The organism is Endozoicomonas sp. ALB091 (assembly GCF_049310265.1).
GTDB lineage: Bacteria > Pseudomonadota > Gammaproteobacteria > Pseudomonadales > Endozoicomonadaceae > Endozoicomonas.
Map to the genome: position 1 here is coordinate 891,913 of NZ_JBLYNQ010000007.1, position 12,716 is coordinate 904,628.

10 protein-coding genes are annotated in these 12,716 nt (G+C 50.8%); 6 read left to right on the top strand and 4 right to left on the bottom strand.

Going from position 1 to position 12,716, the window contains the following annotated elements; all coding sequences use genetic code 11:
* Nucleotides 1–3 precede the first annotated feature (3 nt).
* Genes ACO6UX_RS15735 through sctU form a run of 6 tightly spaced genes read left to right on the top strand, consistent with a single transcriptional unit; the run spans nucleotide 4 to nucleotide 4,606 of the window.
* On the top strand, nucleotides 4–792 hold the full coding sequence (locus ACO6UX_RS15735) for a type III secretion HpaP family protein (protein ID WP_422449162.1): 789 nt from the start codon (nucleotides 4–6) through the stop codon (nucleotides 790–792).
* 8 nt (nucleotides 793–800) lie between these two features.
* Nucleotides 801–1,772, top strand: a complete 972-nt coding sequence (sctQ, locus tag ACO6UX_RS15740) for a type III secretion system cytoplasmic ring protein SctQ (RefSeq protein WP_422449164.1) — start codon at nucleotides 801–803, stop codon at nucleotides 1,770–1,772.
* 57 nt (nucleotides 1,773–1,829) lie between these two features.
* Nucleotides 1,830–2,498, top strand: coding sequence for a type III secretion system export apparatus subunit SctR (sctR, locus tag ACO6UX_RS15745; RefSeq protein WP_101748641.1), 669 nt, complete (start codon nucleotides 1,830–1,832; stop codon nucleotides 2,496–2,498).
* Complete coding sequence (sctS, locus tag ACO6UX_RS15750; protein ID WP_101748640.1) at nucleotides 2,491–2,754, top strand: type III secretion system export apparatus subunit SctS; 264 nt, start codon at nucleotides 2,491–2,493, stop codon at nucleotides 2,752–2,754. Before sctR ends, sctS begins: the two co-directional genes overlap by 8 nt.
* Nucleotides 2,755–2,756: 2 nt before the next feature.
* On the top strand, nucleotides 2,757–3,548 hold the full coding sequence (gene sctT / locus ACO6UX_RS15755) for a type III secretion system export apparatus subunit SctT (RefSeq protein WP_101748639.1): 792 nt from the start codon (nucleotides 2,757–2,759) through the stop codon (nucleotides 3,546–3,548).
* Entirely contained in the window at nucleotides 3,545–4,606 is a 1,062-nt protein-coding gene (sctU, locus tag ACO6UX_RS15760; RefSeq protein WP_101748638.1) for a type III secretion system export apparatus subunit SctU, read from the top strand. Before sctT ends, sctU begins: the two co-directional genes overlap by 4 nt.
* 21 nt (nucleotides 4,607–4,627) lie before the next feature.
* Here sctU and ACO6UX_RS15765 read toward each other — a convergent pair whose 3' ends face one another.
* From ACO6UX_RS15765 to ACO6UX_RS15780, 4 genes are all read right to left on the bottom strand, one after another.
* Nucleotides 4,628–7,189 (bottom strand): ankyrin repeat domain-containing protein, encoded by a 2,562-nt coding sequence (locus ACO6UX_RS15765; RefSeq protein WP_422449167.1) that lies wholly within the window; start codon nucleotides 7,187–7,189, stop codon nucleotides 4,628–4,630.
* Nucleotides 7,190–7,322: 133 nt separating this feature from the next.
* On the bottom strand, nucleotides 7,323–9,107 hold the full coding sequence (locus ACO6UX_RS15770) for an ankyrin repeat domain-containing protein (protein WP_422449169.1): 1,785 nt from the start codon (nucleotides 9,105–9,107) through the stop codon (nucleotides 7,323–7,325).
* Between the two features lie 463 nt (nucleotides 9,108–9,570).
* On the bottom strand, nucleotides 9,571–11,031 hold the full coding sequence (locus ACO6UX_RS15775) for a hypothetical protein (protein WP_422449171.1): 1,461 nt from the start codon (nucleotides 11,029–11,031) through the stop codon (nucleotides 9,571–9,573).
* Nucleotides 11,032–11,048: 17 nt separating this feature from the next.
* Nucleotides 11,049–12,689 (bottom strand): hypothetical protein, encoded by a 1,641-nt coding sequence (locus ACO6UX_RS15780; protein ID WP_422449173.1) that lies wholly within the window; start codon nucleotides 12,687–12,689, stop codon nucleotides 11,049–11,051.
* Nucleotides 12,690–12,716: the final 27 nt, after the last annotated feature.

The window sequence follows — 12,716 nt, forward strand, 5'->3', positions numbered from 1 at the left end:
ATCATGTCAACACACGGCGTGAATCAAACCAACACTCAGCCAACTCCACCCCCGCAACAGAATGATGCTAACCAGCAAAGTCGCAATGTATCCGATAAGCAGGCTAACGACTTTGCGGATCGCATGGCAAAAGAAAAGCGTGGCAAAGAGAAAAAAACGGGTGGCGATAAGGAGCAAAGCCTGGAAAGTCTGGAAAGCCTGCTGGCCGAGCGGAACAAAAACTCTAAGAATGCCATCAGGGGACGCCAGGAAAAAGGTTCTCGCGAAGGTTCTCAGGAAGAGAAAAACAATGAGAATATGTTCAAGAATACCCGCGAAGACGCCTCTGAGCAGGTCATGGTCAATAACGCCCAGAACCCAATTAAAGCCGATACCCAGCTTCAGACCCAGATTCGTGAGATCCAGCAGGCCAGCAGCGTGAAAGAAGTTGAAGCTGCACTTCAGAAGATGGCCGATCAAATACAGGTGTCTGCCAAGGATGCGGTGAATGGGGCAGAGGTTCGCATTTCCCTGAAAGACAATGTGCTGCCGGGTACCGAGATCAGAATCCAGAGACACGGTGGCGAGTTGACAGTCACCATGAACACCACATCAGCAGAAGCCGGAAATTTTCTGGCCCAGCATGAAGCCAACCTGCAGAAAATGCTGGCTGAGCGATTCTCCAACGACAAGGTTCAGGTAAATATCAATATGTCAGGCGGCGATAACCAGGACAGTGATGGTCGCTCCCGTAACCAGTATGCGGCAGAAGATGATAACGACCAGAACTCTTCCAGAAACGACCGGGCATAGGTTGAACCATGGCAGCAGAAACTCTTGATCTACCCTCTGTCTCACCGTCGCAGCTGCTGCTTGGCCAAATCCTCAGCAACCGCCAGACAGAGCTTGCACTGCCGGTTAATGAGGACAGGTGGGACATATCCCTGGGCAGTATTGCCCCGGAAACCATGCCTGCTATCTGCATGCAGCTGGAAATCAATCACCAGCCCGTTTCTCTGTACACCGGCAGTGCCTTCATTGACCTGATCATGCCGGACAATCTGAACAGCAAGATACTGCTGAAACTGCCAAAAGACTTGATGCTGGCCGCTCTGGGAAACAGGCTGCAAACCCTGCTGGAGCATCTGATGCAGGGGCTTGGTATTGCCATCCAGTTTACTGACCTGGCACCGAATAAAGATAAATCAAAGCGTGCAGAACTGGCGATGAATATCCGGATAGGCGGTACGCAGTACCCCATTTACCTGGAAAGCACGCCCATTGTTTTTGAGCTGCTCAAACTGCTGCCCACTCATATCCGGGAGCAATCCACCGATATACCTATCTGGGCAGGTCTTGAACTTGGACGGGCAAAACTGTCTAAAGAGGAAACCAGCGCCCTGGGTGTCGGTGACATTGTATTTTTTAATTACCACGTCACCGGGCAGCAGCTGATTATCAGAGTGAACCCGGATACGGCTTTCATCGGGGAAGCAGAGGGTTCTCACATCACCATCAAGCACAGGATGGACTCAATGGAAGACGATCAAATGCATCATGAACAGGAGCCTATCGACCTGTCAGATATTGAGATTGACCTGGTATTCGAAGTGGGGCGACAGCAGTTCACCGCACAGGAAGTCCAGTCTCTTCAGCCTGGCCATGTGTTTGAGCTGGATCGTCCCATCGAACAACCGGTTAAGGTTCGTGCCGGCGGCAAATTGATTGCCGAGTGCCAGCTGGTACAAATAAATAATCGACTGGGTGCACGTATTACCAGAATTGTCGACTGACTGACTACCTAAACAATAAAGTCTCTTGTTCATACTCTGAGACTGGAAAAGGCGACTATGGAAAGCGGCGCAATTACTCTCACCAGTCCATTTTATCTGATGATCCCACTGGCGCTGATGGCGCTGGTGCCCTTTCTTGCGGTGATGGGTACATCCTTCCTGAAACTGGTGGTGGTATTTTCCATTCTCAGAAACGCTACCGGTCTGCAGCAGATTCCTCCCAATATTGCCATGAATGCCCTGGCCATTATCCTGACACTTTACATCATGGCACCGGTAGGTTTTGAGGCATGGGATATCGCGCAAGAGGAGAACATCAGCTTTCAGGGTGAAGACAGTAGAGAGCTGATGAATAACATCGAACTGCTGATAGCCCCCTATCGGGACTTCCTGAAAAAAAATACCACGGAGCGGGAAAGAAACTTCTTTCTGAAAACCGCAAGAATATTGTGGCCAAAGGCGTATCAGGCACAACTGAGCGCAGATGACCTGGTGGTTCTGATGCCGTCCTACTGTATCACGGAACTGACCAAGGCGTTCGAGATTGGCTTTCTGCTCTATTTGCCGTTTATCGTTATTGACCTGATCGTCTCTAACATCCTTCTCGCTATGGGTATGATGATGGTGTCACCCATGACCATATCCCTGCCCTTCAAGCTCTTGCTGTTCGTACTGCTGGATGGCTGGACCCGGCTAATCCACGGACTGGTGCTAAGTTATGCATGACCCGCATATACTGACACTCACAGCCCAGGCACTCTGGCTGACACTGTTACTGTCCATGCCTCCTATCATCGCGGCATCGGCGGTTGGCCTGCTGATCAGTTTGATTCAGGCACTGACCCAGATTCAGGAACAGACACTGCCATTTGCCTTCAAACTGGTCGCGGTCATTATCAGTATCTTCCTGACATCCCGCTGGATGGGTATCGAGGTTTATAACTTCTCAGTGGCCGTGATGGATATGTTCGAAAGGCTCTGACCATGATCCTGCCCATTGATGATCTGAAAGAGTGGTTTTACATCCTGTCAATGGGGATGCCTCGCATCGTTGCCATGTTTACCGTTCTGCCTATGCTGCACAAGCGGAACCTTGGTGGGTCCATGATTCGCAACGGCATCTGCATGAGCCTGGTGCTGTTCATGCACCCCATGCTGTCTGAGACCAAACCCGACGAAACACTGACAATCTACGACACCGGTGGCATCGTGATCAAAGAAGTCTTTATCGGTGCCATCATGGGTTTCGTCCTGGCGATCCCATTCTGGGCAATGGAAGCCGCCGGTTTTTTTATTGATAACCAGCGGGGTGCTTCCATGGCCAGTACCCTCAACCCGTTTTCCGGCGCAGAAACCTCCCCGATGGGCATCCTGTTCAGCCAGGCCTTTATTGCCATGATCATGACCAGTGGGCTGTTTCTATTGATGCTGGAAAGCATGATGCTCACCTACCAGGTCTGGCCGGTATTCAGCTACTTCCCAAAGATCAATCAGGAAGCGGTGACGTTTTTCCTTGGCCAGTTTGACCTGATTATCAAACTGTCCATGTGGCTCTCCGCGCCGGTCATCATCTGCATGTTCATCACCGAATTTGGCATTGCCCTGATCAGCCGGGCGGCTCCCCAGCTGAACGTGTTCATCCTGGCCATGCCCATTAAATCCGGTGTTGCCCTTGCTATTCTGGTGGTTTACATAGGAACCATTCTGGAATTATCCCAAAAGCACATGATGGGAATCCCTGAGATGTTTGAATCATTGGGAGTGATCTGGAAATGAGTGCAGAAAAAACCGAACAGCCCACCCCCAAAAAACTCCGCGATGCACGGCAAAAGGGCCAGGTCGCCAAAAGTAAAGAAGTATCCGGCACCTTTAACCTTATCGCGGTACTGGCAACGCTCTGGTACATGAGTGACACCTTTATTGACAAGATCAAGCAGATGGTGGTGTTTCCCACGTTAAGCTACAACGAACCCTTTGAAGTCTCTTTCAAAATCGTTACCCACGGTATTCTCAGTTTAACCATGGACCTGCTGATTCCCCTGGTCGCCGTCTCCATGTTTTCTGCCATTATCGGCAACGTCATGCAATTTGGCCTGCTGTTTGCGCCTGAAGGTATTAAACCGGATATTGGAAAAATCAGCCCGGTTGGCGGGTTGAAAAAGATTTTCGCCATGAAAAACCTTATGGAGTTTTTCAAGTCGGTGATCAAAATCCTGTTTCTGTCATTTGTTGTGTATTACGTCATTTACAGCAGTGTGGGCGATATGGTTGACATGCCCTATTGCGGCACTTCATGCATATTACCGGTCGCTGCCCATCTGATAAAAAAGCTGCTGCTCTACGCCATGGTTGCTTTCGTGATTATTGCCATTCTCGACTATATGTTTGAGCGCTACAACTTTATGAAGCAGAACCGGATGAGCAAGGATGAGGTCAAACGGGAACATAAAGAGAGTGAAGGTAGCCCGGAAATCAAAGGCAAGCGGAAGGAAATTCATCAGGAAATACTCAACCAGGCAGAAAACACCGGCAAATCAGACGTTGTTATTAAAAATCCAACCCATCTGGCCATTGGTTTGCAGTACCGCCAGGGTAAGACGCCACTGCCTGTTGTCACGGTTAAAGGTCGTGGTGGTCATGCCCGGTTTATTATCAAAATTGCTGAAAAAGAAGGCATCCCTGTTCTTGAAAACGTACCACTGGCGCATGCCCTGTTTCATTTAAACATTGCCGATTTTATTCCCGGCGAGCTGATTGAGCCCGTTGCCGAAGTATTCCGCTGGGTACAGGAAATTAAAGAGCAGGAAAATGAGGGTGAGTCGCCCGGCGAGTAGCTGACCGAATGAAATCGTATTTTATCCTATCCCCTCCCGTATCAAGACTTTGATCAGCAGTTCGACAACCTCCCGCTGCCTGTTCTGTGCTGCCAAAATCAGGGCAGTGACGCCATTGTCGGTACTGGCATTGAGCTCAGCGCCCTTGTCGAGCAACAGCCTGACAGTCTCCACGTGTCCATTCCGGGATGCAAACATCAGGGCAGTGGCACCATTTCCCATGCGGACATTGACCTTGGCGTCACTGTCGATCAACAGCCCGGCAACATCCCGATAGCCTCTCTCGCATGCCGACATCAAGGCAGTAAAACCATCGTTCCTGGCAACATTGACCTCAGTGCCGATGTCGATCAGCAGCTCGACGACCTCACGCCGCCCGTGCAGGGACGCCAACATAAGGGCGGTGGTACCATTTTTTAACACAACATCGACCTCAGCCCCCCTGTCGATCAACAGCCTGACAATCTCCACGTGTCCATTCTGAGATGCAAACATCAGGGCAGTGAGGCCAGTGTCCATAACGACATTGACGTCAGCGCCCCGGTCAATCAGCAACCTGGCAACCTCCCGGTGTCCTTTCTCGCAGGCAAACATCAGGGCAGTGGAACCATCATCCATGGCAACATCGATTTCAGAGTTGTTAGCAATCAGCAGCCGGGCAACCTCCAGATGCCCATTCCGGGATGCCAACATCAGAGAAGTGAAACCGTCGGGCATACAGACATTGACAGACGCGCCCTTGTCGATCAGCAACCAGACAATGTCACTGAAGCCGCTCCGGGCCGCAATCATCAGGGCTGTTAAGTCATCGTCGTTACTGGCGTTGACTTCGGCACCCCTGCTGATCAGCAGTTCTGTGGTGCCCAACTGCCCTTTCATGGCTGCCAACATCAAGGCATTGATGCCATCAGTCATACTGGCATTAACCTCAGCTCCCCTGACAATCAACAGCCTGGCGACCTCCCGCTGCCCGTTCTCCGATGCCGACATCAGGGCAGTCAAGCCATTGTCAGTTACGGCATCGACCTCAGCGCCACTTTCGATCAACAACTCCGCGACCTCACTCCACCCGCTCTCCGCTGCCAACATCAAAGCAGTGGAACCATCTGTCATAGTGGCATTGACATCAGCACCGCTGCCAATCAACAGCACGGCGACATCCCTGTGTCCACTCTGGGATGCCGACATCAGAGCAGTCAAGCCATTATCCACCCTGGCACTGACATCTGCACCTTTGTGGATCAGCAGCGCGGCGACCTCCCACTGTCCGCACCAGGATGCCGACATCAGGACAGTCAAGCCATTGTCCGTACTGTCGTTGACCTCAGCACCGCTGTTGACCAGCAGTTTAACGATCTCCCAATGTCGGTTCCTGGCTGCAAATATCACGGCATTGGTACCATCATCCATCCTGGCTTTAACATCAGCGAACCTGCCGATCAGCAGCCGGGCAATCTCCAGATGCCCATACCGGGATGCCAACATCAGGGCAGTCAAGCCATCTTCACTGACAGCATTGACCTCAGCATCGTGGTCAATCAGCAGTTCAGCGACATCAGGCTTGCCGTACAGGGATGCCGACATCAGGACAGTCAAGCCATTGTCTGCACAGGCATTGACGTCTGCGCCGTTGCCGATCAGCAGCCTGGCAACCTTACTGTACCCGTTATTGGCTGCCAGCTTCAGGGCTGTTGAGCCATCATCCATAACGGCATTGACCTCGGAACCATTGTCGATCAGCAACTCAGCGGTCTCGCAATGCCCGTTTCCGGATGCCAACATCAAGGCTGTGGAGCCATTTTCCATAACGACATTAACCTTAGCCCCCCTATTGATCATTAGCCTGGCAGCCTCCACGTGCCCGTTATCGGATGCCGACATCAGGGCTGTCCAGCCATTGAGATTGTCGGCATTGCTCCGGCAGACATTGAGCTCAGCTCCCCTGTCCATCAGCAGTACGATGATCTCCCGGTGCCCCCTGCCGGCTGCCAGCATCAGGGCAGTGGTGCCTTTGTTGGTAACGGCATTGATGTCAGCGCCGTTGTTGATCAGCAGGTTGGCGATCTCCCGGCTTCCGATCAGGGATGCTGACATCAGGGCTGTGATGCCTTTGTCCGTAACGGCATCGACGTCAGCACCGCTGTCGATCAGCAGCCTTGCGACCTCAAGGCACCCGTTCTGGGATGCCCATATCAGGGCGGTTAAGTCATGCTCCATAGGGACATTAACATTAACCCCCTGGAGCAACCGGGAACGAATCAAAGGCTGATCCCCACGAATACAGGCGTAAAAAAATATCGGATCAGGGAAGTGTTCGTCCCGGTAATATTCACCGGTATGCTCATTCACCAGAGGCATCGGATTCTTCTGACAAGCCGCGCACTTACGTGTCCCGACCAGTTCTCTGGCAAAATCCCTGGAAACACGATCCAGGTCAAAGCGGTGCCCGCACCGGGTATTTACGAACACGGGTACTGCGTCACGGCCATGAAAAGCCCCATGTCCATTGGCACCAGAAACCTCATCCGACGACCCGGAGACCTCCATGGGAACGGAGGATGAATAATCGGGAGTGACATCCATAGAGCAAACACCCGCATGTGTTAATCAGTGACAGGGTTAGATGAACAATAAACAAAAAAATTCAATGCAATAACAACTGTTTAAAGGCGTTGGGAACACAGGCTGGCTTGATGCTGCCTCCGGGAGCCTACTCTCAGTCTTCCTTCCTGGCCAGGGCTGCGCTCAGGGCTTGCAGGCAGGCGGTATTATTGTTTTCGGCAGCGATGGAGAGCGCAGTGGCACCATCCGTAGTCCGGGCGTTGAGATCTGCCCCTGCCGCAATCAGGGCTTGCAGGCAGGCGATGTGATTGGCCTCGGCAGCGACCATCAGCGGAGTACTCCCATCATCCGTGCAGGCAATGTTGGGATCCGCCCCTCCTGAGATCAGGGCTTGCAGGCAGGTGATGTTATTGTCCTGGGCCGCGATGTAAAGTGGGGTCGCCCCATCATCCGTGCAGGCAATGTTGGGATCTGCCCCGGCAATGAGCAGGACTAGCAGGCAGTTGACGTTATTGTGCTGGGCAGCAATGTACAGCGGGGTAGCACCATCGGTATTTCGGGCGGTGTTCAGCTTCGCCCCGGCAGTGATCAGGGCTTTCAGGCAGGCGATGTGATTGTCCTGGGCAGCAATGAACAGCGGGGTGGTGCCCGAATTCAGGGCGGCGTTGAAATCTGCCCCGGCAGTGATCAGGGCTTGCAGACAGGCGATGCTATTTTTCTGGACAGCGATGAACAGTGGGGTGGCCCCCGAAGTCCGGGCGGCATTGAGATCCGCCCCGGCAAGGATCAGGGCTTGCAGGCAGGTGATGTGATTGTTCTCGGCAGCGATAAACAGCGGTGTGGTATTCGAAGCCCGGGCGGCGTTGAGATCGGCCCCGGCATCGATCAGGGCTTGCAGGCAGGCGATGTAATTATGCTGGGCAGCGGTGAATAGCGAGGTGGCACCCGAAGTCATGGCGGCATTGAGCTTTGCCCCTGCGGTGATCAGGGCTCTCAGGCAGGCGATGCTATTCTGCTGGGCAGCAATCAACAACGGGGTGATACCATCTGAAGTTCTGGCGACATCAAGCTCTGCCCCGGCAGTAATCAGGGCTCGCAGGCAGGCGATGTGATTCTTCTGGGCAGCGATGAACAGCGGGGTAACACCTGTATTCAGGGCAGCATTGAGATCCGCCCCATCAGTGATCAGGGCTTGCAGGCAGGCGATGTTATTTTTCTGGGCAGCAATGTACAGCGGGGTGGCACCCTCCGGACCCTGAGCGGCATTGAGTTTCGCCCCGGCAGTGATCAGGAGGCGCAGGCAAGCGATGCTATTGTGACAGGCAGCGATGAACAGTGCTGTGGCACCCGAAGCCAAGGTGGCGTTGATATCCGCCCCCCCAGCCATCAGGGCTTGCAGGCAGGCGGTGTCATTATCCTGGGCAGCGATTAACAGAGGGGTGGCACCATCCGCAGACCGGACCGTGTTGGGATCCGCCCCCGCAGCCATCAGGGCTTTCAGGCAGGCGGCGTTATTGTTCTGGGCAGAGACGATCATTAGATCAACTGGCCGCCCTGTAATAGCAGACCTGAACGTTTTCCGGGCAATGCCGGGATCCAGCCTCAAAAGCGCGGTTAATTTCTCGACATCACCATTACGACAGGCTTGCAGTGGAAGGGCTTCGCAGAAGGGTGAGTCCTCATAAACACAGGCACCGGCCTCCCGTACCAGCGGTAACACTGCCTGGCGACAAATGCAACAGGTCCCTTGCCCGAATCCGGAACCGAGCCATCTCGAAATACAGTCCAGATCAAACCTGTGCCCGCATTTGGTTTTGACGATAACGGGTACCACACTACGGCCATGGAAATCCTCTTTGCAAATGGAACACTCATCATCACTGAATGCCCCTGAAGTATCAGTAGATACAGGATAAGAGTAACAGCCAACGGGATTCATAAAACAGCCGTATTGGTAAATGGTGGAAAAAGCCTGGGGAAAAAGAATAAACAATAATTCAATATAAATAGCTGTTGCTGGTAAAGAAAAATTCCGAGAGCTTTTTTACGACGAAAATATTATAAATTTAATGACCGGAATGATCAGAAACAAACGACGTTGATCTGTCACGGTAAGATTCAAGCTGTTATTTTCCAGATTATTAATCCGATGCCGTTTATCATCTGAACAGACGATTGGCCCTTCTGAACGTGGTGAAAATATTCAGTGAAGAGTCAGGCATTAAGTAGCTGGCCATATGGAATCGAATATTTCTGGCTACTTGGGCTGGTACTATGCGAGGCACAACGGAGGGAGCATAGCCGTAGCTATGTGACCGGAGTTGTAACGAAGCAGAGTGCCAGCACAAGGAGTCAGAAATATTCGATTTCATATGGTTAGCTACTTAAAGCTGGTGTGCTTTTCAACCATTTGCTGGAGTAGCACCGGACGTCCCGATAATGCCACTGTAGAAATCAGTGAGCACCTGTCTGGTTTCCTCCATCGGATATAATGTTTGCGGGTCCGATGCGATGATGGGTGACAGCAGCTGATGCGTTTCTTTATCAAAGTACCTTCCCGGCCTGCCACTCTCTGTCCAGTAAACTTGATCCGAGAGATTGCGTGAACCGAATCTACGGTTATCCTTATCAATATACTGCACAATATCACTCAGAAAACGCTTGGTCATGATGGTATCCGGAATCAACTTTGACTCTACCCAATAGCAGATACTCAGTTGCTGTGTCAGATCTGCTCCCCATGTAACAGGGCATGTCTTCAGCTTACTTTCCTGATCAGATAAAGCATAATGGATCAACCGCCGGGAAACAGAACTATAGTTTTCATTCCATCTACGGGGGTGCGTTGCCAGCAGAAATAATAAAACGGACAACTCTTCATATTTCATTGAATAGCTACACGATAACTGGTCATCCAGTGCTTTTATGTGGTTGTTGTAACTGCCGAAGCGATGGCTGTTGCGGTTTATGTGATCTGTAAATGACACCATCAAATGACTGATTCTCTCCATGGTTCCGGTATTGCGAGTATGTATTGCGTCAAGCCAGATTTCCCTCACCAGACGGAAAAAGACCGGATAATCCAGGTACGCGTTGCGACTGATTACCGGAAAATCTGCCGGCAGATTTCTAATCAGGGCCTGATACTTTGGGGCACTCTCTTTGAAAGCACGTCGAAAGTCATCATCAGAATAATCCTTGAAATCCCCGGGATCAAAACATGCCCAAAGATCAGGGTGAACCTGTGGATGAAGACCATCGTATTGATCGTCAAGACTGTTGCAAACCTGCATGGCAGACCTGAAATCACACAAAATATCAACACCTCTGCCAACTTTCAAAACTGGCCACCCATAGCGAATATAGATTGCTGACTCCTTCAGCGACTCTGGCCACTGGCTGACCATCTCAGCCACTTTTTGCCGGTCTGGCCACGCAGCGGAGAAATGTTGGTTAAATTCGCAATCCACACGTTTTTTAAGTGACTGGGCGAAATTCATAACCTGACCTGCCAGACGGAGCTTGGCATTAGTGCCGGGAGTGTTGTCGACTGCCGCATCAAGGCTGTTCAGTGTGCTGGTTATATCAACACGTCTGTCTGTCAGCTCCTGAAGAATGCGATCTACCGTCAGTGGTTCGGTTGACCGTTGCTGCAATGTTTTTTCTGCGGCGCAGATATCCTGGTCAGAATACCCCTGCCGCTGCAATTGCAGACGCTCAGATAATGCAAGGGTAGCGTGCCGTGCGTCAAAGCTGGCTACTTCAGCAGAGGCGGCTTGCTGATCTGGCGACAACGGTAATTGATCGGCTGTGACAACAGGTTGTGAAGTGGATGGTAATGGTGACCAAGTGGGATAAGTCATAAGTAAACACCGGATAATTAAACTTTTGGTTTACGTTCAGGACTGCCAGGAGTGAACGTTATCTTTGGCAGCTCAGACGTTTTCAGGCCTAAATCACGCTCCCCCAGTGAAAACTGCCTCACTGATAAAAATTCTTTCTGTCGTTTATCAAGAACTTTATTACTACTAAGACTACGCCCCAGCTTGACATGGGATTTCAATTTAGTCACCACACTCATCATGCCCTTTGTCAGCGGGCTTTTATGTTTTTCTGCCAGAAAAATCTGGTCAAAAATACTTCTCACTGATGGTGATTCAGTTATCCACCATATCCGTGAAGTCTCCAGCACTTCAGCAAACTCTTTCAGCAGTTTTTTTTCATTCGTTGTCAGTGGCTCAACATTGCTGTCATCCCGGAAAAAATGCACCCTGTCTTGCAAGCTGCTCAATCTTTTTATGTTCCTTCCACAAATGTCAGTCATCAGCTTCTTCATGACCGGCTGATACAAATGATAGTCTGCGGACTTTAATGCTACACCATATTTCGTATTACCGGTTGAGCTGCACGCTGCTGGACGCTCTATATTAACGAATGGTTTATTACCGTAATCACTTTGGCTACCCTGGCCTGCAACGTCGGCTAAAGGAACCTTCTCTGAAAAGCTCCAAACCTTTTCAGGCACCAGCCACCGGGCACTTTCTGTCGCTTTTGCCCGCCGGTCACTGCCAGTTTTTTCCCCGGCTACTAATTCCTGCAAGTCCAGCGTTCCCGGAATAAATTGACTATCAACCCGCAACATAACATGGTGAGTGTGGTCCTCTTTTTTCACAAAAAGCCTGGCTGGTGACGCCAATAACCATTGGTTAAGCTTCTGCCAGCAGCCCTTCAGTTGTGACAGTCTCCTTTTCAACTCAGCGATGGAGCCCAGTGTGGGCTCTCTCAAATCAAAGGGGTGCGTCATATCCGGTAAATCCAAACCACTGATTGACGATGGGGCAGGCATTACCTCATTGCATTGACTCATGTACTTTAATAAATATGACCAGCTTGAAGCCAGCTTATAAACTACACAACATCTCTCATCTTGCTTTGAAGTATATTTATCGGGTGTTGAACCCTCACTGACCTTCGGCCCTGCCTGCTCATACACTTTATTTTCAAAGTAGTTTTTACAGGTAAGCAAATCCCTGACCAGTATTGCATAAGATGATCGGCACGCAATCATATTACCAATGAATGAGCGGACTAACAGTTTTGGTAATTTTTTCTTGTTCGCTATTAATTTCTCCACCCAGGAATCAAGATAGTTGAGATCAAGCAAAGCCTGATCTATGAAATTCAGAAATGTTTCATTCCCTGTTGCCAAAATTTCTTCACTGCTTAACCGCTCACAGATCAATCGGGACAAGGTAAAACATTCTTTTTCACTAAGGTATTGTGGCGGTTCGACTTTACAATCATCTGCGCAATCTTCCCTGGCAACCCGTCTTTCCGGGTAGGCATTTTTAACTCTGGAATATCTGCTGCCTAACAACTTTTTACAGGTTTCTTCTCCCCCACGAAGATTATCTGTTGAGCGCACCCGAAGAAGAGAAACTGCTGCTGGTTTTGCATCCTGCACATGATCACCGGGCAGACGCAGGTAGTCTATTACTCTAGCTGTAACACCAAATTCCAAAATATTTCGCCTTCTGAATAGCAGATC